28 protein-coding genes are annotated in these 23,688 nt (G+C 64.8%); 9 read left to right on the top strand and 19 right to left on the bottom strand.

Features of this window, described 5'->3' with window-relative positions; all coding sequences use genetic code 11:
* Positions 1-432: 432 nt before the first annotated feature.
* From FXV83_RS24355 to FXV83_RS24345, 3 genes are all read left to right on the top strand, one after another.
* Positions 433-615 (top strand): hypothetical protein, encoded by a 183-nt coding sequence (locus tag FXV83_RS24355; protein ID WP_148741931.1) that lies wholly within the window; start codon positions 433-435, stop codon positions 613-615.
* A gap of 391 nt (positions 616-1,006) precedes the next feature.
* Positions 1,007-1,588: a DUF2971 domain-containing protein gene (locus tag FXV83_RS24350; RefSeq protein ID WP_187436120.1), complete on the top strand. Its 582-nt coding sequence runs from the start codon at positions 1,007-1,009 to the stop codon at positions 1,586-1,588.
* Positions 1,589-1,785: 197 nt separating this feature from the next.
* Positions 1,786-2,790, top strand: coding sequence for an LLM class flavin-dependent oxidoreductase (locus FXV83_RS24345; protein ID WP_148741927.1), 1,005 nt, complete (start codon positions 1,786-1,788; stop codon positions 2,788-2,790).
* A gap of 171 nt (positions 2,791-2,961) precedes the next feature.
* On the opposite strand, the gene FXV83_RS24340 is transcribed toward FXV83_RS24345, so the two are convergent.
* The 6 genes from FXV83_RS24340 to FXV83_RS24315 are packed head-to-tail and all read right to left on the bottom strand — an operon-like array spanning position 2,962 to position 7,564.
* Positions 2,962-3,837, bottom strand: a complete 876-nt coding sequence (locus FXV83_RS24340) for an amidohydrolase family protein (RefSeq protein WP_148741925.1) — start codon at positions 3,835-3,837, stop codon at positions 2,962-2,964.
* 13 nt (positions 3,838-3,850) lie between these two features.
* Positions 3,851-4,246: a RidA family protein gene (locus tag FXV83_RS24335; protein ID WP_148741923.1), complete on the bottom strand. Its 396-nt coding sequence runs from the start codon at positions 4,244-4,246 to the stop codon at positions 3,851-3,853.
* 24 nt (positions 4,247-4,270) lie between these two features.
* Entirely contained in the window at positions 4,271-5,074 is an 804-nt protein-coding gene (gene hpaH, locus FXV83_RS24330) for a 2-oxo-hept-4-ene-1,7-dioate hydratase (protein ID WP_148741921.1), read from the bottom strand.
* Between the two features lie 3 nt (positions 5,075-5,077).
* Entirely contained in the window at positions 5,078-5,938 is an 861-nt protein-coding gene (locus FXV83_RS24325) for a fumarylacetoacetate hydrolase family protein (RefSeq protein WP_148741919.1), read from the bottom strand.
* A gap of 42 nt (positions 5,939-5,980) precedes the next feature.
* Entirely contained in the window at positions 5,981-6,598 is a 618-nt protein-coding gene (locus tag FXV83_RS24320; protein ID WP_148741917.1) for a flavin reductase family protein, read from the bottom strand.
* 3 nt (positions 6,599-6,601) lie between these two features.
* Positions 6,602-7,564 carry a Bug family tripartite tricarboxylate transporter substrate binding protein gene (locus tag FXV83_RS24315; RefSeq protein WP_187436119.1) on the bottom strand — a complete coding sequence of 321 codons (963 nt, stop codon included), beginning with the start codon at positions 7,562-7,564 and terminating at the stop codon, positions 6,602-6,604.
* A 127-nt stretch (positions 7,565-7,691) separates the two neighbouring features.
* On the opposite strand from FXV83_RS24315, the gene FXV83_RS24310 reads away from it, so the two are divergent.
* The 4 genes from FXV83_RS24310 (at position 7,692) to FXV83_RS24295 (ending at position 11,387) form a co-directional block, all read left to right on the top strand.
* Entirely contained in the window at positions 7,692-8,501 is an 810-nt protein-coding gene (locus FXV83_RS24310) for an IclR family transcriptional regulator (protein WP_187436118.1), read from the top strand.
* A gap of 232 nt (positions 8,502-8,733) precedes the next feature.
* On the top strand, positions 8,734-10,029 hold the full coding sequence (locus FXV83_RS24305) for an O-acetylhomoserine aminocarboxypropyltransferase (protein WP_148741911.1): 1,296 nt from the start codon (positions 8,734-8,736) through the stop codon (positions 10,027-10,029).
* 4 nt (positions 10,030-10,033) lie between these two features.
* On the top strand, positions 10,034-10,816 hold the full coding sequence (locus tag FXV83_RS24300; RefSeq protein WP_148741909.1) for an alpha/beta fold hydrolase: 783 nt from the start codon (positions 10,034-10,036) through the stop codon (positions 10,814-10,816).
* 67 nt (positions 10,817-10,883) lie between these two features.
* On the top strand, positions 10,884-11,387 hold the full coding sequence (locus FXV83_RS24295; protein WP_148741907.1) for a DUF6496 domain-containing protein: 504 nt from the start codon (positions 10,884-10,886) through the stop codon (positions 11,385-11,387).
* Here FXV83_RS24295 and FXV83_RS24290 read toward each other — a convergent pair whose 3' ends face one another.
* On the bottom strand, positions 11,388-11,591 hold the full coding sequence (locus FXV83_RS24290) for a hypothetical protein (protein WP_148741905.1): 204 nt from the start codon (positions 11,589-11,591) through the stop codon (positions 11,388-11,390).
* 391 nt (positions 11,592-11,982) lie between these two features.
* On the opposite strand from FXV83_RS24290, the gene FXV83_RS24285 reads away from it, so the two are divergent.
* Positions 11,983-12,714 carry an SDR family NAD(P)-dependent oxidoreductase gene (locus FXV83_RS24285; protein WP_148741903.1) on the top strand — a complete coding sequence of 244 codons (732 nt, stop codon included), beginning with the start codon at positions 11,983-11,985 and terminating at the stop codon, positions 12,712-12,714.
* Between the two features lie 237 nt (positions 12,715-12,951).
* Here FXV83_RS24285 and FXV83_RS24280 read toward each other — a convergent pair whose 3' ends face one another.
* The 9 genes from FXV83_RS24280 to phnG are packed head-to-tail and all read right to left on the bottom strand — an operon-like array spanning position 12,952 to position 19,956.
* Positions 12,952-13,563 carry a pyridoxamine 5'-phosphate oxidase family protein gene (locus tag FXV83_RS24280; RefSeq protein ID WP_148741901.1) on the bottom strand — a complete coding sequence of 204 codons (612 nt, stop codon included), beginning with the start codon at positions 13,561-13,563 and terminating at the stop codon, positions 12,952-12,954.
* A 22-nt stretch (positions 13,564-13,585) separates the two neighbouring features.
* The gene (phnN, locus tag FXV83_RS24275; protein WP_148741899.1) at positions 13,586-14,182 is read right to left on the bottom strand and encodes a phosphonate metabolism protein/1,5-bisphosphokinase (PRPP-forming) PhnN; all 597 of its coding nucleotides are present in this window, start codon (positions 14,180-14,182) and stop codon (positions 13,586-13,588) included.
* On the bottom strand, positions 14,179-15,336 hold the full coding sequence (locus tag FXV83_RS24270; RefSeq protein WP_148741897.1) for an alpha-D-ribose 1-methylphosphonate 5-triphosphate diphosphatase: 1,158 nt from the start codon (positions 15,334-15,336) through the stop codon (positions 14,179-14,181). Before FXV83_RS24270 ends, phnN begins: the two co-directional genes overlap by 4 nt.
* A 15-nt stretch (positions 15,337-15,351) precedes the next feature.
* Positions 15,352-16,050 carry a phosphonate C-P lyase system protein PhnL gene (phnL, locus tag FXV83_RS24265; RefSeq protein WP_148741895.1) on the bottom strand — a complete coding sequence of 233 codons (699 nt, stop codon included), beginning with the start codon at positions 16,048-16,050 and terminating at the stop codon, positions 15,352-15,354.
* 22 nt (positions 16,051-16,072) lie between these two features.
* Complete coding sequence (gene phnK, locus FXV83_RS24260) at positions 16,073-16,870, bottom strand: phosphonate C-P lyase system protein PhnK (protein WP_148741933.1); 798 nt, start codon at positions 16,868-16,870, stop codon at positions 16,073-16,075.
* Between the two features lie 7 nt (positions 16,871-16,877).
* Positions 16,878-17,774, bottom strand: coding sequence for an alpha-D-ribose 1-methylphosphonate 5-phosphate C-P-lyase PhnJ (locus tag FXV83_RS24255; protein ID WP_148741894.1), 897 nt, complete (start codon positions 17,772-17,774; stop codon positions 16,878-16,880).
* A complete protein-coding gene (locus tag FXV83_RS24250; protein WP_148741893.1) occupies positions 17,771-18,874 on the bottom strand; it encodes a carbon-phosphorus lyase complex subunit in 1,104 nt (367 codons plus the stop codon). Before FXV83_RS24250 ends, FXV83_RS24255 begins: the two co-directional genes overlap by 4 nt.
* Positions 18,875-18,878: 4 nt before the next feature.
* Complete coding sequence (gene phnH, locus FXV83_RS24245; protein ID WP_187436117.1) at positions 18,879-19,487, bottom strand: phosphonate C-P lyase system protein PhnH; 609 nt, start codon at positions 19,485-19,487, stop codon at positions 18,879-18,881.
* 4 nt (positions 19,488-19,491) lie between these two features.
* Positions 19,492-19,956: a phosphonate C-P lyase system protein PhnG gene (gene phnG / locus FXV83_RS24240; protein ID WP_187436116.1), complete on the bottom strand. Its 465-nt coding sequence runs from the start codon at positions 19,954-19,956 to the stop codon at positions 19,492-19,494.
* Positions 19,957-20,063: 107 nt separating this feature from the next.
* Between phnG and phnF the strand changes: the two genes are divergently transcribed.
* Positions 20,064-20,792, top strand: a complete 729-nt coding sequence (gene phnF / locus FXV83_RS24235; protein ID WP_148741890.1) for a phosphonate metabolism transcriptional regulator PhnF — start codon at positions 20,064-20,066, stop codon at positions 20,790-20,792.
* A 101-nt stretch (positions 20,793-20,893) separates the two neighbouring features.
* Here the strand turns inward: phnF and phnE (FXV83_RS24230) are convergent, their stop codons facing one another.
* The 3 genes from phnE (FXV83_RS24230) to phnD form a co-directional block, all read right to left on the bottom strand.
* Positions 20,894-21,742: a phosphonate ABC transporter, permease protein PhnE gene (gene phnE, locus FXV83_RS24230; protein WP_148741889.1), complete on the bottom strand. Its 849-nt coding sequence runs from the start codon at positions 21,740-21,742 to the stop codon at positions 20,894-20,896.
* Positions 21,739-22,623 carry a phosphonate ABC transporter, permease protein PhnE gene (phnE, locus tag FXV83_RS24225; protein ID WP_148741888.1) on the bottom strand — a complete coding sequence of 295 codons (885 nt, stop codon included), beginning with the start codon at positions 22,621-22,623 and terminating at the stop codon, positions 21,739-21,741. The genes phnE (FXV83_RS24230) and phnE (FXV83_RS24225) overlap by 4 nt, the downstream gene beginning before the upstream one ends.
* Positions 22,624-22,697: 74 nt before the next feature.
* Entirely contained in the window at positions 22,698-23,633 is a 936-nt protein-coding gene (gene phnD, locus FXV83_RS24220; protein WP_148741887.1) for a phosphonate ABC transporter substrate-binding protein, read from the bottom strand.
* Positions 23,634-23,688: the final 55 nt, after the last annotated feature.

Raw genomic sequence — 23,688 nt, 5'->3', positions numbered from 1 at the left:
AGGGCGCAGGGAAGACCGGGTGCCGGCTGGCACCCGCGGTCCACTGTGCGCAGATAGCGCAGAGGAAACCGCACAGCAGCATACAGGTGACGCCGAACACTCGGCCTTCCCTGCGCAGTGGGCTTACGGCTTATGCCGCGCTCTCCCCGGCGACGAATTCCTTTTTGTCACCGTCACCTTGCGAATTGGCGATGGCCCGCGACCCGGTTGAGCCCCGATCCATCTCCGCAAGGCTTGACCGTAGCAACGACGGCCAGGACCACACGGTTTTGCCGTACGCGTTGGCGCCGTTCGTCCGCACGCAGCAGGACCTCACGAGGTTCATCTCGCCCTGGTCCCGCCTCCGCGTGCCCGACACTGCCGCGTCCACTGCCCCCCGATCCACGTTCGTTACGACGTACGATCGCCCCTCTTCGAGGACCAGGATGGGAAATGGATACTGCGTTTCCGAAATTCGGTAAAGTGGAATATTTTTGCGGCGGCGGATTGACGGGTTTTTCGGACGGGGCGGGTGTTTTGCCCGACGGGTTAAATTGGGACGGGCGGGAGGCGCGGCCTGCACAGCCTCCTCAAAAGCCGGCGCAGGAAAATGTGACCACAGGGCCTGCCAGCTAGACAAGGTCTCTCGAGGTGCTCCTGAGGCTCGCCATAACTAGCGAATCGCCGCAATATCGCAACCTTAATTTGTCGCGACTAGGATTGCAGGTCATGCCGTTTATGGAGTTCTATCCACGAACTACTTTGTATCAATACTGCTCGGCAGAGGCATTCCTTGGCATTCTGCAATCAAAGACTCTTTGGTACACCGACCTTGCTGGTGCGAATGATCCGAGAGAAATTGACCTTGGCTACGAACACATCCTTGAGGCTATCAAGTCCGTCAGCAACGAATCCCAAAGGGAGCCTCCGTCGCGCGTTAGGGAAACTCAGCGAGGGGCTATCTCGTGCTCGACAAGAGCAGCAAGCATTCTGCTGTTGCTTTTCGTTGGCTAAGGATGAACTGCCAATGTGGGGGGCGTACGGCGGCAACCATTCCGGTCTAGTTATCGGATTTCGTCCTACCGCAATTTTATCGATGCCCGGTCGTTTGCAGCGAGTGACCTATCTAGATGAGAGCACCGGCGAAGGATTTAGAGACCTCGTCCGGACTATGGCAACAGAGATTGATCCAGATGTTGAAGACGAAATCTATTGGATCAATGCGACTGCTTCAGTTTTCGCAGCAATCACGGCATTGAAACATAGCACTTGGCACTACGAGCGAGAGGCGCGATTGGTTTACTTGCAGGTAAAGGAAGCTCCAGAGGGTGAGGCAGCGTCCATCCCGATGGATTATTTTGACGACGGCACGGAACTCTTTTGGAGAAAACCTCTTGAACGTCGCGGAATTGCTGGTGACGTTTCTTACGTAACATTTCCGTTTGGACGGCGCCTAAGCGATTCTGTTGAACACAACGGAGCGATCGAACGCGTGATTCTCGGACCGGATTGTAAGTTAACACGGGATGAAGTCGACGCAGCTCTAAAGTCCCTCGGATATGTCAGGTATGAGATCATAGATTCTAACTGCAAGATTCGCGTTACGTAGTGGGGTCGGCTGAACTTTGAGAACTCAAATTGCTTGTTCGATAAACGGCCGTGCGCTGTCCGTTCGAAAGATACTCTGCAGTTCGAATCAACAGCTCTGATATGCGATCGAGCAGCGCGGGCACGCTAACATTTCCATAATATGAACTTACATGTGAGGCCCCGGCGTCCATCGCGCGCCCTATAGGGTACTCCCACATGATTCCCTTCTCCGTGCTCGACCTCGCACCCATCCGCCAAGGCGGCGATGCGGCGCAGGCGTTTGCCAATTCGCTTGATCTCGCCCGGCACGCCGAGCGCTGGGGCTTCAAACGCTTCTGGCTGGCCGAGCATCACAACATGACGGGCATCGCGAGTGCGGCGACATCCGTGGTGATCGGGCATGTCGCGGGCGGGACCACGGCGATCCGCGTCGGCTCCGGCGGGGTCATGCTGCCGAATCATTCGCCGCTAGTCATCGCCGAGCAGTTCGGCACGCTGGCCTCGCTCTATCCGGGGCGGATCGATCTCGGGCTTGGACGCGCGCCGGGGACCGACCAGCTCACCGCGCGGGCTCTGCGGCGAGATCTCGCCACCACGTCCGAGAATTTTCCGCATGACGTGCTGGAGTTGCAGGCGCTGCTCGACGATCTGCAGCCGAACCAGACGATTCGTGCCGTGCCCGGCATGGGGACGAAGGTGCCGCTGTGGATTCTCGGCTCCAGCACCTTTGGCGCGCAGCTTGCGGCGATGCTCGGGCTGCCGTTTGCCTTCGCCTCGCATTTCGCGCCGCAAATGATGATGCCGGCGTTGCGCGAGTACCGGGCGCGCTTCGAGCCCTCGGTGCAGCTCGACAAGCCCTATGCCATGGTCGGCGTCAACGTGTTCGCGGCGGACAGCGACGCGGAGGCGCAGCGCATGTTCACCTCGCTGCAGCAGCAGTTCATCAATCTGCGCCGCGGCACGCCGGGCCCGCTACCGCCGCCCGTGGACGACATGGACGCGCTGTGGTCACCGGCGGAGAAGGCGATGGTCGGCCAGTCGCTGTCCTGCTCGGCAGTCGGCTCGCCAGCGGTGGTCGAAGAGAAGTTGAAGGCGCTGATCGCCGAGACCGGCGCGGACGAGCTGATGACGACGGGGCAGATCTACGACCACGCGGCGCGGCTGCGCTCGTTCGAGATCGCGGCGGAGGTGCGGGATCGGCTGGCGGTGCGAGCGGCCTGAGCGGGATCGCGCCCCGACGGAGATGCGCTCCCTCCCCCGCTTGCGGGGGAGGGTTGGGGAGAGGGTGTATCCGCCATGGGACAATCCCCAAGAGGAAAGAGCCCTCACCCCAACCCTCTCCCGCAAGCGGGAGAGGGGGCGCACCGCGTTTGTTGCGCGCCTCGAGCCCTCCTAATCCGCAAAGCCGAACAGCTTTGCCGGATTGTGCACCAGAATCTTCTCGAGCGTCGCCTGGTCGGGCGCGTAGCGGTACATCAGTTCGAGCAGGTCGGCGTCGTTGGGCGGTTGCTTGACGGAGACCGGGTGCGGCCAGTCGCTGGCCCAGACGCAGCGGCCTGGTGCCGCCTCGATATAGGCGCGCGCGATCGGGATCACGTCGTCGTAGGGCGGACCAAGCTTCGAGGTCTTCTCGCCGAGCGACAGCATCACCCAGAAATTGCCCTTGGCGAGCAGCGCGAGCATCTTGCTCAGGTTCGGATCGTCCCTGCCGCGCTCCGGGTCAGGCCGCGCCATGTGGTCGATCAGCACGGGCACGTCGAGATTTTCGTACTTGGCGACGCTGGAGACGATGCCGTCCTTCTCGGGCTGGATCTTGACGTACCAGCCAAGCTCGCGGATACGCGCAATGGCGCGGGCGAAATCGGCATCCGACAGCACCGCGCCGAGCTCCTGGCGGAAGCTGAAGCGGGCGCCGCGAACGCCGGCATCATGCAGCCTGGCGAGATAGGCGTCGTTCGCCTCGGCGAACACCAGCGCGTTGGCGCAGCCGCGATAGTTCGGGCCCATCGCGGCGAGACCGTCGAGCACGACGGCATGATCGGCGCCATAGGTCGTGGTCTGCACGATGATGCCGCGCTCGATGCCGAGCGTCTTGTGCACGCGCAGCGCCGCTTCCCAGGTCGCAGTCGGCATCCGATAGGCCGCACCGGGACGTTCCGGATATTTGTCCACGGGACCCAGCACGTGAAACTGGCTGTCGACAGTCTTCGGCGGCGGCGCCTTGATGGGGCGGCGCGGATTGGGGTCGAACGGCAGATAGGCCGGCATAGGTAGAACTCCCTCAGTCGATCACTGCGGTGAAGTCGCACTGCACCAGCGCGCCGCCGTCCATGTTGTCCATCGGCAGCGCGTGGCGCGCCGGGCGCGAATGCTCGTCCGGAAACATTTTTAGCCACTCGACATTGACAGGCCCGCGCTGCGCGCGGTCCTTCAGCCACACCGTCATCTTGATGATGTCGTCGGTCGAGCCGCCGGCGGCCTCCACCGTCGCCTTCATGTGCGCGAACATGTTGGCGCATTGCGCCTCCAGGCTCGAAGGCATTTCTCCGGTCGCGCCATCGCGACCCAGGATGACGCCGGACATCACGAGATTGCCGATGCGGCAGGCGTTCGGAATCGGGTTGGCATGCTTGAAGCCGCCGATATGGATGCTCTTGCGCCGCGTGTGACCCGTCATGGCTCGCTTCCTCCTGTTACTGGTTCAGACGAACTGGCACGACACCGAGCCGAAGGCACCATAGTCGGCGTGGAAGGTGTCGCCGCAGCGGATGTCGACCGGCCGCGTGAACGATCCCGCCAGTACCACCTCGCCGGCCGCAAGATGCTCGTCATGCGGCGCGAGGCGATTGGCGAGCCAGGCAATGCCGTTCGCCGGGTGATTGAGCACGCCGGCGGCAAGCCCGGTCTCCTCGACCTCGCCGTTGCGGAACAGCAGCGCGCCGATCCAGCGCAGGTCCGCGTCCAGCGGACGGAACGGCCGGCCACCGAGCACCAGCGCAGCATTGGCGGCATTGTCCGAGATCGTGTCCATGACCTTTCGCGTCTTGCCGGTCTCGGGATCGACGCGGTGCATCCGCGTCTCCAGGATCTCCAGCGCCGGCGTCACATAATCGGTCGCGTTGAGCACGTCGAAGATGGTGCAGTTGGGCCCGCGCAGCGGCGCCTTCAGCACGAAGGCGAGCTCGACCTCGATCCGCGGCGCGTGGAAGCGGTCATACGGAATCGGGCCGGCATCGGCGTAGAACATGTCGGCGAACAGCACGCCGTAATCGGGCTCGGAGATGCCGACCGCGTTCTGCATCGCCTTCGAGGTCAGGCCGATCTTGTGGCCTTTGATGACACGGCCGCGGCCGAGCTGGAGTTTTGTCCAGGCGCGCTGGACGGCATAGGCATCATCGATGGTGAAGCCGGGATACTCTTTCGAGAACATCGGGATCAGCGCTTTGGTGCGCTCGGCCTCATCCAGCCGCGCGGCGAGACGTTCGATCGTGGCGATATCGAGCATGATCTATTGCTCCGCGGCGACGGTGTTGCGCAGCACGCCGATACGGCTGGACTCGACCTCGACGACATCGCCGACGTTGAGCCAGCGCGGCGGATCGAAGCGGGCGCCCGCTCCTGTCGGCGTGCCCGTCACGATCATGTCGCCGGGCTTCAAAGTGGCGAAGGTGGAGAGATAGGAAATCAGGAAGTCGAACGGAAACATCAGCCGCTCGGTGGTGTCCTGCTGCCGCACCTCGCCGTTGACGCGCGTGACAATGTCGTGAGGGTCGCGCGGATCGAGCTCGTCCGCGGTGACGATCCACGGACCGATGCTGCCGGAGCGGTCGAAATTCTTGCCCTGGGTGACGTTGAACTTGCCGTGGCGCAGCCAGTCCCGCACCGTGCCCTCGTTGCACAGCGTCATGCCGAAGATGTGCGACCAAGCCTTTTCGCGCGGGATGTGACGGCCGCCATGGCCGATCACGATGACGAGCTCGCCTTCATAATCGAGTTGGTCCGACACTTTCGGCTTTTCCAGCGGTTGGCCAGAGCCGGTCATCGAGGACATGCTGCGCACGAACAGGCTAGGATATTTCGGCAGGTCGGAGCTGTCCTTGTATTCCGCGTTGCGCTCGGCGTAGTTGACACCAATGCACCAGAGCTTTTCCGGTGCCAGCACCGGCGGCAGCAGGACGAGGTCCTCGAGCGCATGATCCGGCTCTTGCCCGGCCACCGCCTCCTGCGCATCCGCGAGCGCATTGGCCGCGATCAGCGCCCTGACGTCGGAGAAATCGCGGCCGATCCGCCTGGTCAGGTCGACCACACCGCCCGCGACCGCTGCGCCGTAACGCGGCTCGCCGTCCAAGAGATAGTTCAGCAGTCGCATGGTCATTCTCTCCAACAATGTTCAGCGGCGCGCGTTCGGCGCTCAGTCGGTCGATTTGGGAGTCTGGAACACGGCGCCGAGCGTCACGATCTCGCCGAGACGGGCGTAGCGCGGCCCGCCGATGCGGGCGATCGGGTCGAGCGCATCGGTCTCGACCTTGCCGTTGTTCACGAGGCCGTCGCGAATGTGGAACATCACGACCTCGCCGACGATCAGCCGGCTGCGGGCGTCGCCGAATTCAAGGCACTGCCGGAAACGGCACTCCATCGCCACGGGTGCAACGCTAAGCCGCGGCACCTTGATGCGCTCGCAATCAAGCGTCTCCAGGCCGAGCTCCGCGACCTCGCTGATTTCGGGCGGATGCTCGATGGAGCTGTCATGCACTGCCTGCATCAGGGGGGTATCGGCGATGTGGATGACGTATTCCTCGGTGTCGAGGATGTTGTGCGCGGTGTCCTTGTAATCGGCGCCCTTGCGGCCGACGCTGATGGCGAGCATCGGCGGCTTCTGCGACACGAAGGTGAAGGCGCTGAACGGCGCGAGGTTGAGCACGCCGCCGCGCGACAGGCTCGTCACCCAGGCGATCGGGCGCGGCACCACGATGCCGGTCATCAGCCGGTAGATGCGCTCGGCGCCGAGCTCGCTGGGATCGATCCGCATCGGTCAATCCGCCTTGATGTTGGCCTTGCGCACGACGGGAATCCATTTGGCGTCCTCGTGCTCCAGATAGGCCCTGAATTCCTCCGGGGTCATCGCGACCGCTTCGGCGCCTAGTTTCTCGAACTTGTCGGCCACGGCGGGATCCTTCAGGATCGCGGTCAGCGTCTCATGCAGCTTGTCGACGATCGGCGCGGGCGTGCCCGCGGGCGCGAACAGGCCGGTGAAGGTCTGGCCGTCGAAATCCTTGTAGCCGAGCTCGGCGAAGGTCGGCACGTCGGGCAACGACTTCAGGCGGTGCGGGCTGGTGACGGCGAGCGCCCGGAACAGCCCCGCTTTGATGTGCTGCAGGCTGACCGACAGCTGGTCGAACGCGAACTGCACCTGCCCGCCGAGCAGGTCGTTGATGGCCGGCGCATTGCCGCGGTAATGCGCGGTGACCCATTGCAGCTCGAGGCTGGACTGCATCAACTCGCTGAGCAGATGGTTGGTGGTGCCGGGACCGGGCGAAGCCATCGTCAGCTTGCCGGGCTCGCGCTTGGCGAGGTCGACGAATTCCTTGAAGGTCGTGGCCTGCACCGACGGGTGGACCTCGAGCACCAGCGGCGTCATCGAGATGGTCGAGATCGGCAGGAAGTCTTTCTTCCAGCTATAGGCGTCGCGCTTGTTGATCTCGGTCGCGAACAGCACCGGACCGTTGGCGCCGACGAACAGCGTGTAGCCGTCGGGCGCAGATTTCGCGAAAGCTTCGCCCGCGATCATGCCGCCGGCGCCGGCCTTGTTCTCGATGATGAAAGGCTGGCCGAGCTTTTCCTGCAGCTTGTCGGCGATGATGCGCGCCGCGCTGTCGACATTGCCGCCGGCGGGATAAGGCACGATCAGCTTGACGTTGCGCGCCGGCCATTGCTGGCCCGCGGCGGGACCCGCGAGCATTGCAGCGGCAGCTATGGCAATCCAGATTAATCTCATGTTAACCTCCCGGCGGCGCTTCCACTTCGCATCGAATGCCTGACTCACGCATGGCATCTCGATCGGAGCGCAATCTCCAGATGAGCGCTTTACCTGTCGAGTGAATTGTGGCGTTCTTGTCCATATTATGGACAAGACGAGTTCCGCAAGGTCCGCCCGCCGCATGACAGAACCGCGACAGGGCGCGCAGGCGATCCGGCGCGCGCTCGCGGTGCTGCGCATTCTCGCCGCGGGCCGCGAGGCCGGCGTGCCGCTGGCCGAGGTGGTGCAGGCAACCGGGCTGACCCGCCCGACCGTGCATCGCATCGTTCACGTGCTGATCGAGGAAGGCATCGTCGAACGGCACGATAAGACCGGCCGCTACGCCATCGGCAATCAGGTGCCTGAACTGGCGCTGGCCCGCGCGCGGCCCTCGCCGCTGCTGGTCGCCGCAGGCCCTTCGCTGCGGCGCGCCTCCACCGAAATCGGCGATACGCTGTTCCTGACGGTGCGGACCGGCAACGACACGCTGTGCGTCGATCGCAGGATCGGCGCCTATCCGATCCAGGTGCTGTCGATCGAGGTTGGCGCGCGGCGCCCGCTCGGCGTCAGCAGCGCAGGCGTCGCGATCCTTGCCGCAATGGCGGCGCAGGACGCGCGAAAAATCGTCGCCGCCAACGAGAAGCGGTTCGAGGCCTACCGGACCGATGTCGCGACGGTGCTGAGCCAGATCGCCACCGCGAGACGGCGCGGATACAATATGAGAGAGATTGGGCTCGTGCAGGGCACGAAATCGATCTCGACCTGGATCAAGACCCCGGACGGACAGCCGGCCGCGGCGATGACCGTATCGGCCGTGCGGACGCGCCTCGGCCCGCGCCGCGAGCAGGAGGTCGCGGAAATCCTGCTGCGGGAGGCCCGATCGATTGAGGAGGCCATCGGCGGCAGTCTCCGCTAGCGCTGCGCGGCTCCCAGCCTGTGATAAGTCAATCGCATATGAGCTGAGCGTAGATCACACTGAAGCGAACCACAGCGTCATGGCCGGGCCTGTCCCGGCCAGCCACGCATTTCCCATGACACAAAGAACGTGGATGCCCGGGACGACCTTCTGTGAATAGTCAATGGGCTGACGTGCCGCGCCTTTTTGTGGCACAAGGGCCGCCATCGTCGACCATCCAACGAGGCCAAGCATGCCCGCGCCCAAGCCGCCCGCCTTCGAGACCCTGAGCCTGCATGCCGGCCAGCATCCGGATCCCGCGACCGGCGCCCGCGCGGTGCCGATCTACCAGACCACGTCCTATGTGTTTCAGGACTCCGATCACGCCGCGGCGCTGTTCAATCTGGAACGCGCCGGCCACATCTACACGCGCATCTCCAATCCGACCACGGCCGTGCTCGAGGAGCGCCTCGCTGCGCTGGAGGGCGGCGTCGGCGCGATCTGCACCGCGAGCGGCATGGCCGCGCTGCATCTGGCCATCGCGACGCTGCTGAGCGCCGGCGACCATATCGTGGCGTCGAGCTCGCTCTATGGCGGCACTATCAACCTCTTGGCGCACACGCTGCCGCGCTTCGGCATCACCACCACTTTCGTCAAGCCGCGCGACCTCGACGCGTTCCGCGCCGCAATCAAGCCGAACACGAAACTGGTGATCGGCGAGACCATCGGCAATCCCGGCCTCGAGGTGCTGGACATCCCGAAGGTCGCTGCGATCGCGCACGATGCGAAGATCCCGCTGCTGATCGACAACACCTTTGCCACGCCCTATCTCAGCCGGCCGATCGAGCTTGGGGCCGACATCGTCATGCATTCGGCGACCAAATGGATCGGCGGCCACGGTATCGCGATCGGCGGCGCCATCATCGACGGCGGCCGCTTCGACTGGCGCGCCTCCGGCAAGTTCGGCGTGCTGACCGAGCCCTATGGCGGCTATCACGGCATCGTCTTCGACGAGCAGTTCGGCACGGCGGCCTTCATCATGCGGGCGCGCACGGAGGGCCTGCGCGATTTCGGCGCTTGCCTGTCGCCGACCAACGCGTTCCAGCTGCTCCAGGGCATCGAGACGCTCGGGGTGCGCATGGATCGCCACATGCAGAACACGCACTCGGTGCTGGCGGCGCTGAAGGCCAGCAAGGCCGTGGACTGGGTGCTGCATCCCTCGCTGGAAGATCACACCGACTATCAGCTCGCAAGACAGTTGCTGCCGCGCGGCGCCGGCTCGATCGTCTCGTTCGGCATCAAGGGCGGCCGGCCCGCGGGCCGCAAGTTCATCGAAGCGCTGCGCATGATCAGCCATCTCGCCAATGTCGGCGACGCCAAGACGCTGGTGATTCACCCCGCCTCGACCACGCATCAGCAGATGGACGCCGGGCAGCTCAAGGCCGCCGGCATCGGCGAGGAGCTGGTGCGGCTGTCGGTCGGCATCGAGGCGGCGAGCGACATCATCGACGACCTCAACCAAGCGCTGCGCGTCTCGCAAAAGGTCTGACACCATGAAGCTCTCCGTCAATGGCGCCGAGGCGTTTGCCGCAACCGGCGGCCGCGAGTTCGACAAGTCCCTGCCAACAACTGTCTTCATCCACGGTGCGGGCTTCGATCGTTCGACCTGGGCGCTGCATACGCGCTGGTTCGCCCATCACGGTTTTGCCGTGCTGGCCCCGGACCTGCCCGGCCACGGCCGCTCGGCCGGGCCTTCGCTCGGCAGCATCGCCGAGATGGCGGACTGGACCGCGGCGCTGCTCGACGCCGCAGGTAGCGCGAAGGCGCATCTGATCGGCCACTCCATGGGATCGCTGATCTCGCTGGAAACCGCGGCGCGGCATCCCGACAAGGTGTCCGCGCTCAGCCTGATCGGCACCGCCGCGACCATGACCGTCGGCCCGGATCTGCTCAAGGCGGCCGAAGCCAACGACCAGGACGCGATCGACATGGTCTCGATCTGGGGCCTCGGTTTCGGCGCCGAGCTCGGCGGCAGCCTCGCGCCTGGCCTGTGGATGCATGGCGGCGCGCAGGCCGTTCTCCAGGCTTGCGAGCCCGGCGTGCTGTTCAAGGATCTCTCCGCCTGCAATGCCTATGCGAATGCGCTTGCCGCTGCCGCGACCGTGAAGGTGCCCACGACGCTCATTCTCGGCGAGCGGGACATGATGACGCCGGCGAAGGCCGGCAAGGCGCTCGCCGCCGCGATCCCGCACGCGAAGACGGTCGTGGTGCCGGGCGCCGGCCACATGATCATGGCCGAGCGCCCCGATGAACTGCTGGCTGCGCTGAGGAACTGAAGGGATCAATCGTCCATCTTGCGCGTTGCGGTCAGACATCCCTGTGAATTTCAGAGGGAACTCGACCATGCCAAGACAAGAAGTCATTCGCAAAGCGAAACAGGACAAGCGTGCCGGTAAATCGTCGAGCACGCAGGCCGGCGAATTCGTCAAGGACGAGATCGACAAAATTCGCAAGGGCAAGCACGGTGCGCGCTCGACGCGGCAGGCCATCGCCATCGGTCTGTCGGAGGCGCGCCGCGCCGGCGTCGATCTGCCGCCACCACGCAAAGGGCGCACCAAGAAGGCGACGCGCCGCAGCGCCAAATATGCCTATGAGGTGGGGCAAGGCAAACGGACTCCGAAGCGCCGGCCGCGCGTCTCGCGTGCCGTCGAAGGGGTGTTGAAGAAGGAGCCGCGTTCGACCGCATCGCGTAGCGCGCTGTCGAAACAGACCAAGCGTGCCGCGAGCCGGCGAACCGCCGCATCGCGTTCGGCCGCCGCGCGCAAGGCGAGCCACACCAAGGGCGCCAAGGTCCGCTCCGCCGCCGCAAAGAAGGCAGCACGCACCAGGGCGCGACGCCGGAGTTGATCAGTTCGCGCGACGGTTCCGCTCCGAGAACACGGCACGGGCGGCGCGCTCGGCTTCGCGCGCCGAACGGAACTGGCGGCCTTCGAGGCTGTCGAACAGGCGCTCGGAAGAGAAGAAGCGGAAGCCGCGCTCGTCTCTTGTGATGATGCCGGCGGCGCGGTCGTGGATTTCGATGATGTAGGCGTTCGATTGGGATTGGGACATGACTGCTCATTCGCCGGATGCGGCGTTCCTGTCTGGCTTTTCGTGGGACGAGTTGGTGTGAGTTGCCGGTCAGCAACAACAACAGGCGCCGGTGGCCGCCGAGAAACAGCGCCGCGTCATGCACGCATGCATGTCGCCGGGATTACGCTGATGATCGGTTCTCATGTCGCGGCATGAAGCTCGAGGAGCAGTTTCGATGCTTCGAATATCGAGCCAAAGGCGTGTTCGGTCAATAAAATGGCTATCCATATTTGGCATCGGCGCACTGGGGTGCTTCTCCCGCCGCAAGCACCGACAGACGGATTCGTCTCGCGATGAGTTCAACGCGGGTGCGCCCGCCGCATGATACGCTTCCAGACACCGCAAAGCAGACAATTTGGGAGGCCCAGACATGGCGGACCATCTGAAGGGGCGCACGGCGCTCGTCACCGGCGGCTCGCGCGGAATTGGCGCTGCCGTCTGTCGTGCGCTCGCCGTATCAGGCGCGGCCGTGGCGGTCAATTGCCGCGAGCAGATCGGTCGGGCCGAGCAGTTGGCAGGCGAGATCGTCAACCAGGGCGGCCGCGCCATCGTCGTCGCCGCCGACGTCTCGCAGCGCGAGGCCGTCGCCGGAATGGTCGAGCGCGTCACGACCGGGCTCGGACCGATCGACATTCTCGTCAACAATGCCGGCATCGCCATCACGCGCGGCATCGACGACCTCACCGAAGACGATTTCGACCGCACCATCCTCGTCAATCTGAAATCCGCCTTCCTGTGCACGCAGGCGGTGCTGCCCGACATGCGATCGAGGAAATGGGGCCGCATCGTCAACATCTCCTCGGGTGCAGCGCGCGGCGCCGGCTCGATCGGGCCGCACTACAATGCGTCCAAGGCCGGCATGGAAGGCCTGACGCGCGGCTATGCGGCGCGACTGGTAAAGGAGGGAATCACCGTCAACGCGGTGGCGCCGTCGCTGATCGAGACCGACATGATGAGCGGCCAGCCGCAACTCGTCAGCCGCATCCCGCTCGGCCGCTTCGGCACGGCGGAGGAGGTAGCGAAAGCCGTGATGCTGCTGGTCGACAACGCCTACATGACCGGACAGACCATCGCGCTGAGCGGCGGGATGGCGTTTAACTGAGGGGAGACGATAGTGACTGCGCTTCCCTTCTCCCCTTGTGGGAGAAGGTGGCATAGGCGGCCTTTTGGCCGCCGTTCTTAAGAACGCCGAAGCGAAGCTTCGGCTATGGCGCCGGATGAGGGGTGTCTCTCCGCGAACTCAACTGCGAGCGATTGTGCTCGTGGAGAGACACCCCTCACCCGTCTCGCCGCTACGCGGCGAGCCACCCTCTCCCACAAGGGGAGAGGGGAAGAGGTCTCACCACATCGTCGCTGCAGCGCGCGTCGGCCAGATCCGGTCATACTCCGCGCCGCCGACCTTGTTCTCACTCATCTCCGCAAGGATCTGCCCCGGCGTCGGCAGCGTCTTCGGGTCGACGCGCTTGTCGGGATTCCAGAGGTCGGAGCGGACGATGGCGCGGGCGCACTGGAAGTAGATTTCATCCACGGTCATTACCATGACGCTGCGCGGTGCCTTGCCCTCGACCTTGAAGGAAGCCAACAGATCGGGATCGACCGAAAGATGCGCGCGGCCGTTGGCACGGACCGCGTTGCCGGAGCCGGGGATCAGGAACATCAGGGATACACGCGGATCGCGCACGATGTTGCGCAAGGAGTCGACCCGGTTGTTGCCGCGCCGATCCGGCAGCATCAGCGTCTTCGGGTCGTGCATACGAACGAAGCCGGGCAGGTCGCCGCGGGGGGAGCAGTCGATGCCCTCCGGGCCGATGGTGGCGAGGGCCGCAAACGGCGCCTTCTCGATGAAGATGCGATAGAGCGGAGTGACGTGATCGGCGACTTTCACGGTCGAGGCGTCATTGGTAGCGCCGTAGATGGCCTCTAACTGTTCGACCGTCTCAATCACCGACATTCCGTTCTCCTGGTTACACTGACTACTCGTGCCAGCCTTCGTTCCTGATCACGCGCGCGAGCTGGCGGCTGTGGTACTCCGCGCTGCCGGCATTGAGGATCGTGACATCGGCATGCGCTGATGCGTCATCGACGCTGCGTGCGAGGCGCTCCGCGATATCGCCGTCGCTGTGCCGCGCCCGCGCCGCAAGCCGCTGCGCCAGCACGTCCGGCGGCGCGGTGATCGCAACCACGACGACGTTGGCATAAGTTCCGCGCAGCGTGGCGATCACGGTACGCGAGACATTGGCGACTACCGTCCGGCCCGCACGGACGTCGTCGTTGATGTCGAGCGGCAACGCATAGGAATGCCCATGTGCCGGCCAATGCACGGCGAAGCCGCCGTGATCGAGCGCGCGCCGGAATTCGTCGGCGCTGACCGCAATATTGTCCTCGGCCGCAGAGGACTCGCGCGTGACGACGCGGCGCGGGAAGACGATGTCGTGATCATCGATGCAGGCTGCCTGCGCGAGCCGCAGCAAGGTGTCCTTGCCGGCGCCGCTGGGACCGACCACGAGCACGAGCCGCCCGGGTCCGATTGTCCCCGCCTGTTCCGGCACCATGACCACGGTCGCGCTCATGCGACGCGGCCTCCTTCGCGCCAGACGCTGCGGACGACGGGAACGCTGCCCGCGATGTGCACACGGATCACGTCGGCGCGCTTGCCGACCGCGATCTCGCCGCGGTCGGAGAGGCCCACCGCGTCGGCAGGCGCTTTCGTCACCGTGCGAATCGCCGCCGCCAGATCGATCGCGGGCACGTGCTCGGGCAGATGCAGCGCGCCCATCAAAAGGCTCGACGGGATGTAGTCCGACGACAGGATATCGAGCAGGCCTTCGCGGGCGAGATCAACCGCGGCGATGTTGCCGGAATGCGAGCCGCCGCGCACGACATTCGGCGCACCCATCAGGATGTCGATGCCGGCCTGATGCAGGCCGCGCGCAGCCTCGATCGTAGTTGGAAACTCCGCTACCGCTACGCCATCGCGCACGGCGTCCGCGACGTTTTCATCGGTGGTGTCGTCATGGCTGGCGAGCGGAATCTTGTACACCTGCGCCAGCGCCACGATCTGGCGCATGTTGGTCGCGGCATAGGCTTTCTGATATTCGAAGCGCCGTGCGAATAGCTCGTCGAGCTCTGCATCGGTCTTGCCGCCGTTCTTGCCGCGATAGTAATCGCGGAGCTTTCCTTCATCGCGGAACTGGCGCTGGCCGGGCGTGTGGTCCATCAGCGACATCAGCCGCACGTCGGGACGGCCGACCAGCTCCCTGGCCTCCTCGACCACGCTCGGCATCGGGATCTCGCAGCGCAGGTGCAAAAAGTGATCGGCGCGCAGGAGATCGGCGTCGCGCGCGGTCGCGATCGCGGCGGCCAGGGTGCCGGCGCGGCCGTCGACTTCCTCCGCGCCGTCCTCGCGCCAGACCCGGAGCGAATCGAATACGGTGGTGATGCCTGAGGTCGCGAGCTGGCCGTCATACGACACGACGGCGGCGACCGGATTCCAGAATACTTTTGGCCGCGGCACGTAGTGGGCTTCGAGATGATCGGTGTGCAGCTCGATCAGGCCCGGCATGATCAGATCGCCGCCGGCGTCGTCAGCGCCCGCGGGCGCCCTGCCCTCGCCGATCTCGGCAATGCGACCGTCTGCAAGAGCGAGCCAGCCCTGCTCGATCACCCGGTCGGCCAGAACGATCCTGGCGTTGGCGATGACTGTTTCCTTCGGCTTGGCTTTCATGTCCTTCATTTTCCTTCAGGCCGCGGCGGCAAAGCTGGTAACGTCGACGATGCGATCGGCAATCAGATGCCGTATCTCATCGTCATGGACGATCGCGACCATGGCAACGCCCTGGCGCTTCTTCTCGGCGATCAGCTCGACCACGACGGCGCGGTTGGCTGCGTCAAGCGAGGCCGTCGGCTCATCGAGAATCAGGATCGGCAGGTCCGAGATGAAACCGCGTGCGATGTTGACGCGCTGCTGCTCGCCGCCGGAAAAGGTCGCGGGTGGAAGCTGCCACAGCCGCTCGGGAATGTTGAGGCGATGCAGCAGGCTGCCCGCGCGCGCCTGCGCGTCGGTCCGGCTCATGCCGCCGGCGATCAACGGCTCGGCGACGACGTCGATGGTCGGAACCCGCGGCACCGCGCGCAGGAACTGGCTGACATAGCCGATGGTCGAACGACGGACGTTGAGCACCTGCCGCGGCTCTGCGGTGGCGAGATCGATCAGCGTGCCGCGATGACGGATGCCGATGCGGCCGGAGTCGCAGCGATAGTTGCCGAAGATCATCTTCAGGATCGATGATTTGCCGGCGCCGGACGGACCCGAGAGCACGACGCACTCGCCGGGGTCGACGTGGAAGGTCACGCCGCGCACCACCGGCAATTCGATGCCGCCCTGCAGGTGCATCGTAAAGGTCTTCTGGGCGTCGGCGACGTCGATCATGGCAGTCATCGGAGGGCTCGTGTTGGAAGGCTCATGGCGGCAGAATCGAGGAAACGAGGAGTTGCGTATAGGGCTCGCGGGGATCGTCGAGCACCTGGTCGGTGAGACCGGTCTCGATGACCCGGCCGCCCTTCATCACCATCACGCGATGCGACAACAGCCGCGCGACCGCGAGATCATGGGTGACGATGATGACGGCCAGATGCAATTCGGCGACAAGGCTGCGCAAGAGGTCGAGCAGGCGGGCCTGCACGGACACATCAAGACCGCCGGTCGGCTCGTCCATGAACACCAGCCGCGGCTCGGTGACGAGGTTGCGTGCGATCTGGAGGCGCTGACGCATGCCGCCGGAATAGGTCCGCGGCGCATCGTCGATACGCGCGAAGTCGATCTCGACGCGGGTGAGCCAGTCGGATGCGGTGTCGCGGATGCGGCCGTAATGATTCCAGCCGACCGCCATCAGCCGCTCGCCGACATTGGCGCCGGCCGAGACCGCCATGCGCAGGCCGTGCGCGGGATCCTGGTGCACAAAACCCCAATCGGTGCGGAACAGGAAGCGCCGCTCGGCCTCGCCAAGCGTGGCAAGATCGCGGGTGACGCCGTCGCGCATCCGGTAGGACACATGTCCGCCGCTGGCCGCGAGCTGGCCCGACAGCAGCTGGAGCAGCGTCGACTTGCCCGAACCGGATTCGCCGACGATCGCCAGCACCTCGCCGGGATAGAGCGCGAACGACACGTCGCGGCACGCGGCGATGCGGCCATAGGACTTGCTGAGAGACTCCGCGATCAACAGCGGCTCGTCGTTCTCTAGCACGTGTTGCTCGAGCATGCCTTGATCAGCCATTTGATCCCCCCTGCGCCTTCTCCTTGTACGGCGCAGCACTGAGGCTGCCGTGATGGCCGGCGGCCTGGCGTCCTTCGCAATAGTCGGTGTCCGAGCAGACGAACATCCGGCCGCCCTTGTCGTCGGTCACGATTTCATCCAGGTAGGAATTCTCGGCGCCGCAGAGCGCGCAAGGCGCGTTGAAGCGGTAGGGCTCGAAGGGGTGGTCCTCAAAGTCGAGCGACACGACTTTCGTGTAGGGCGGAATGGCGTAGATGCGTTTCTCGCGGCCGGCGCCGAAGAGTTGCAGCGCCGGGCAATTGTCCATCTTGGGATTGTCGAATTTCGGCGTCGGCGACGGGTCCATCACATAGCGCGCATTGACCTTGACCGGATAGGCATAGGCGGTCGCGATGTGGCCGAAGCGGGCGATGTCCTCGTAGAGCTTGACATGCATCAGGCCGTATTCGGCGAGCGCATGCATCCGCCGCGTCTCGGTCTCGCGCGGCTCGAGGAAGCGCAGCGGCTCCGGAATCGGCACCTGGTAGACCAGCACCTGGTTTTCGCTGAGTGCCGTCTCCGGGATGCGGTGGCGGGTCTGGATCACCGTTGCATCTTCCGTCGCCGTGGTCGTGGCGACGCCAGCGGTCTTGGCGAAGAATTTGCGGATCGAGATCGCGTTGGTGGTGTCGTCGGAACCCTGGTCGATCACCTTCAGCACGTCGTCGGGGCCGAGGATCGCGGCGGTCACCTGCACGCCACCGGTGCCCCAGCCATACGGCATCGGCATCTCGCGGCTCGCGAACGGCACCTGATAGCCGGGAATCGCGATCGCCTTCAGGATGGCGCGACGGATCATCCGCTTGGTCTGTTCGTCGAGATACGCGAAATTATAGGCGGGCGCGTTCATTCCGCGGCCTCCTTCATCGTATGAGGCGCATTGGCCTTGGCAAATTCCTGACGCAGCTTGCGCAGGAGGCCGAGCTCGGACTGGAAGTCGACGTAATGCGGCAGCTTCAGATGCTCGACGAAGCCGGTTGCTTGGACGTTGTCGGAATGCGACATCACGAACTCCTCGTCCTGCGCGGGCGCTGTGGCCTCCTCGCCGAGTTCGCGGGCGCGCAGCGCACGGTCCACCAGTGCCATCGACATGGTCTTGCGCTCGCTTTGGCCGAAGGCGAGGCCATAGCCGCGAGTGAAGCACGGCGCTTCCGTCGCCGATCCCTTGAACTGGTTGACCATCTGGCATTCGGTGAGCTCGATGGAGCCGAGCGGCACGGCAAAGCCGGCGTCCTCGGCGAAGAATTCGACCTCGACCTCGCCGAAGCGTATCTCGCCGGCGAAGGGATGGTTGCGGCCGTAGCCGCGTTGGGTGGAATAGCCCATCGCCAGCAGAAAGCCTTCGTCGCCCCGCGCGAGATTTTGCAGGCGCAGGTCGCGGGCCGCCGGAAAATTCAGCGGCTCGCGGGTGAGGTCGCCGACGCTGGCGCCGTCCTCGGACCGCGGCGAGGATTCGATCAGCCCGGCGCGGCCCAGAATATCCGTCACGCGCGGCGTCGGCGCCGTTGCGGCTTCGGCCGTCGCCGGCACTTCGGGCATGAACCCCTCAGCGAGTGCCGGATCGAGCAGGCGATGCGTGTAGTCGAAGGTCGGTCCGAGGATCTGGCCGCCGGGAATGTCCTTGAAGGTCGACGATACCCGCCGCTGCACCCGCATCGCGCCGGTGTCGACCGGCTCGCTCGCGCCGAAGCGCGGCAGCGTGGCGCGGAAGGCGCGGACCAGGAAGATCGCTTCGATCAGATCGCCGCGCGCCTGCTTGATCGCGAGCGCTGCAAGCTCGCGGTCGTAGAGCGAACCCTCGCTCATGACGCGGTCTACGGCGAGGCCGAGCTGCTCCGAGATCTGGTCGAGCGTGACCTCCGCAACGTTTTGGTCGCCGCGCCGCGCGTTTGCCAGCAGGCGATGGGCGTTCTCGATGGCGCGTTCGCCGCCTTTGACTGCGACATACATGTGATTAGCTTCCCTTGTTCGCGACACGCGCGGTGCGCGGAATCGCAACCACGGCGTCATCGGCCACCAGCACCACGTCGATGCCGCGCGGAAACAGCGCCTCGTTGACACGCAGCCGCTCGAACAGATCGGCCGGCCGGATCGCCGCCTGAAGCGTGGCGACGCCATCGATGCCCGGGCCACGCAGCTCGAAGCCGCGTCCGGCAGCCAGGCTATCGACCTGGACGATCAATGTGGTCGAACGGTCCGGATATTCATTGCTGCCGAGCGCGAAGCGTTTGAGCGCCGGAAGCGTGGCGCCGTCGCTGATCAGCGCAAAGCTCGCGATCGAGCAGTCCTGCACGACCGGCGCGCCGGTGTGGAACTTCAGCCATTTCACCACGTCGGAGCTTTCCGTCAGCTGCGCGTCGAGCCAAATCGGCGTATCGTGATCGAACAGCGTGAGCGCGATCGCAGCCGTGCCGCGCATCATCGCAGCGGGCGTCCCTGCCATCGGCACGATGCGCTGGACCGAGCCCGGCCGCGCCATCGCGTCCATGACCGAGCGAAAAGTCGATTGCGCCGACAGCACCTTGTCGACGAAACCCGGCGGCAGTTCCGCAATCGTGGTCATGGCCTCAACCCTCACCGCGCACCATGGTGTAGAAATCAACCTTCGTCGCGGCGGTCTCAGCCGCCGCCTGCTTGCGCCGAATCATAAGCCGCTCGCGCAACGGCGCGATAACATCCCGCTCGATCGACGCGCTAAAATCCCGCGACTGCACCAGCGCATCGCACAGCGCGATCAGCCGCGCCTTCTCACTATTCCGCCCGAGCGTGTAGCCGAAGCCGACCTCGCCGCTCGCAAGCCGCACCGCAGCGCGCGACACCGTCGCCTCGCCCAGATTAAACGGCGCGCCGTCGCCGCCAACCCGGCCACGCAGCATCACCAGGCCGTTTTCCGGCTCGCGCAGATCCTGATGGCCCGGTAGCGCGAGAGTGCGGAGGCGAGCGGCGATCTCGCTCGCCTCCGCGTGCGCCAGCACGGCCATGGCAGCCTTGCGCTGGGCTTGCTGGTTATTGTTTTGGGTCACCGCGTCCATCGACCTTGCCGAATTGAAGTTGTCTATGATAATAGACAACTTCATACGGAAGCGCCATGACTGTTTCGTGACAAAGCTGTGATTTCTGGGTTAGGCTGACCAGCGATATGAGCATGCAGCACACCGCTTCTTCGGGCGTCGCGTTATGGCGCCTGGTCGCCGACGGCATCGAGCGCGGCATCGCCGACGGCCGCTTTGCCGCCGGTGAAAAGCTGCCGGGCGAGGTGGAGATCGCCGAAACCTATCGCGTGAACCGCCACACCGTGCGGCGCGCGCTGGCTGCGCTTGCCGAGCGCGGCCTGGTGCGCGCCGAGCGCGGCAGCGGAACTTATGTCGAGGCGCAGCGTCTCGCTTATCCGCTGCGCTCGCGAACGCGTTTCTCGGAGATCGTCGGCGCCGGTGGCCGCGAGCCGCGCGGCCAACTAATCGAGGCCTCTGAAGATGTCGCGACCCGCGAGGTTGCGCGAGAACTCCGCCTGAAGGTCGGCGCGCCGCTGGTCCGGATCGAGGCGATACGCCTCGCCGACCGCACGCCGATCTGCGTCTCCACCACATGGCTGTCGGCGGAACTGTTTCCCGGCGCAGGAGCCGTGTTCGCAGCGACTCGCTCGATGACAAAACTGCTCGCGCATTACGGCGTCCGCGACTACCGCCGCGGCGCGACCCGGATCACTGCCGGCATCGTCGACGCAACCGACGCCACGCGCCTCGATCTCCCGCTGGGACGGCCGATCCTGGTGGTCGACGCGACCGACCTCGATCTCGACGGCAAGCCGCTGGTGACCAAGCATTCGCGCTTTGCGGCAGAGCGGGTCGAGTTTCTGGTGGATTCGTAGGGTGGGGCAAAGGCGCGCTTGCGCCGTGCCCACCATCTATCCAGGATTTCGGCGGAAGCGGTGGGCACGCTTCGCTTTGCCCACCCCTACGGCAGCTGTGATTAAGCGACGGCCCTTCGCCCGATGATGGCGAAGCGCAGCTTGCCCGAGATGAAATCGATCGCGGCGACTGCGACCAGGATCATCAGGATCAGGAACGACACCCTCTGCCATTCCAGTACGCGGATCTGCTCGGCGAGCTGGAGGCCGATGCCGCCGGCGCCGACGATGCCGATGATGGTGGCCGAGCGCGTGTTGGATTCGATGAAATAGAGCACCTGGCCGGCGATCACGGGCAGAACCTGCGGCAACAGGCCGAAACGGATCTCGTGCAGCGCGCTGCCGCCGGAGGCGCGGATGCCCTCGACCTGCTTCTGGTCGGCGCCCTCGATCGCCTCCGAGAACAGCTTGCCGAACGAGCCGAAATCCGACACCGCGATGGCGAGCACGCCTGCGAACGGGCCGAGCCCGACCACATTGATCCACACCAGCGCCCAGATCAGGGTGTCGACGCCTCGGATCGAATCGAGGAAGCGGCGGACCGGGAAGCGCAGAATCTTTGACGGCACAACGTTGCGAGCGGCGAGCAGGCTGACCGGAAGCGCGAACAAGGCCGCCAGCGTCGTGCCGAGCAGCGCGATCGACAGCGTCTCGCCCAGCGCCTTCAGGTAGATCGGCAGCGAGGAGCCGGGATCCGGCGGGATCATCATCAGGCTGATCCAGCCGAGCTGGCTGAGGCCTGAAAAGAACCGCGACGGCGAGAAATCGAGATCGACGAAGCCATACACCAGAATCGCGAGTGCCGCGACGATCATCGCGGGCGCCGCGAGCCGCGCCGAGGCCGGCCGGTCGAACACATCGGGATAGCGCGCGCGAAGCTGCGCGGTGTCGACTTGCTGCGGCTTGGTCACGTCCGCGCCTCCTTGCCGAACAGGCGACCGCGCAGCCAGCCGGTGGCGATGTCGATGATGAAGACCGTGACGATGATGGTGAGCAGGATCGCGCTGACGTCCGAATAATAGAACTTGCGGATGGCGACGACGAGCTCCTGGCCGATGCCGCCGGCGCCGACAAAGCCCATCACCGAGGCTTCGCGGACGTTGATCTCGAAGCGCAGCAGCGCGTAGCTGGCATAGCCGGCCGTGACCTGCGGCAGGACGGCGAAGCGCATGCAAGCAAGCCAGCTCGCGCCGGTCGAGCGGATACCCTCGACCGGCTTCATGTCGGCATTCTCGACGATCTCGGAGAACAGCTTTCCGAGCGCGCCGGTGGAATGGATCGCGATCGCGAGCACGCCTGCCATCGGTCCGAGGCCAAAGGCGATCACGAAGATCAGTGCGAAGACGATACCGGGCACTGTGCGGGCGAATTCGAGCAGGCGCCGCACCACGAAGCGCAGCCAGGGTGCGGGCGAGGTGTTCTCAGCCGCGAAGAAGTTGAGGGCAAAGGCCAAGGTCGCGCCGATCAGTGTGCCGACATAGCTAATGAGCAGGGTCTCGCCCAGCATCTTCAGCCATTTGCGCCAGCCCCACAGCCATTCGCCGACATCGGTCCAGACGCGCTGACCGCTGTCGAGCGTGAGGATGCGGTCGAAATAGCTGAGGAAGTTGCCGAAATAGGTGAAGAGGGTGCGCAGGTTCACTTCCGCCCCGATCGCGGCGAGAAGCAATGCGGCGGCGAACAGCGCCACTCCAAGCAACAGACGCCAACGCCTGCGCGCGACCGCCCGACTGTAGGCGGCATTGAGCGTCGCCAGCTGCTGCTCGGGGAGGATCGAAACGGCGATCGTCATGGATTGAAAAGGTGCTCGTCAAAAGAGAAAGAGCCGGGTCCATCGACCCGGCTCCAGTGCTATCGTCCCGAAACTCAGGACGCCTTCTTCTTACGGAGCGCATCGACGAACTTGATCAGTTCGATCGTGCCATCCCAATCCTTGGTGGTGGCGGGATGAAAACCCTTCTTCTGGCCGTCGGAGAGGCGGTCGAATGCGGCCTTGTCCTTGGCCGGCGCGTCGAAGAACGCCTTGGCGATTGCCGCCTTGGCCTCCTCCGGCAGGTCGGAGTTGTAGGCATAGGGGCCGTTGATGATCGGCGCCGACTTGTGGATGATGCGGAAGTCGTCCTTCTTCATCGCAGAGCCGTCGGCGTTCTTCAGCATGCCCTTGGTCAGCATCTGCGCCAGCGTGGAATCGTCGTCGCTGGTCCACTGGTTGGCGGCAACGTCGACCGTGCCCTGCGCCAGCGCCAGGATCGCGTTCTCGTGGCTGCCGGTGAAGACGACCTTGCCGAAATAGCTGTCGGCATCCGCGATGCCCATCTTGTCGAGCTCGAAGCGCGGCACGTTGTTGCCGGAGGTCGAGTTCGGATCGACCAGGCCGAGGTTCTTGCCCTTGAGCTGATCAATGCTCTTGTAGGCGCTGCTGGCCTTGACGAAGAACACCGAGTAATAGCCGGTCGAGCCGTCGGCATTGATGTCGTTGGCGAAGGCGTCGGTCTTGACGCCGGTCAGCCGGGCGCGCGCAAACGAGGCAGAGCCGTAGCTGGCGATATGGATATTGCCGGCGCGCTGGCCTTCGATGACTGCGGCGTAGTCGTTGGCGATGCGCAGCGTGACCTTCACGCCGAGCTGCTTGGACAGATAGTTCACGAACGGCGCCCAGCGCTCGGTAACGCCGGAGGCGTTTTCGGCCGGCACGACGGCGAAGGTCAGCTCGGGATATTTGGCTTTCCAGTCGTCGGCGGAGGCTGAAGTCGTGAAGGCCAGCGCGGCGGCGCCGGCAAGAATGAGTCTGCGAGTGATCATGAAACTCTCTTCATCGGTTGGAGTCGGTTGACGCAAAACGGGTAAGTACTGGTGT

This window comes from Bradyrhizobium hipponense (genome assembly GCF_008123965.1).
Taxonomy (GTDB): domain Bacteria; phylum Pseudomonadota; class Alphaproteobacteria; order Rhizobiales; family Xanthobacteraceae; genus Bradyrhizobium; species Bradyrhizobium hipponense.
This window is presented reverse-complemented; position numbering and strand designations above follow the sequence as displayed.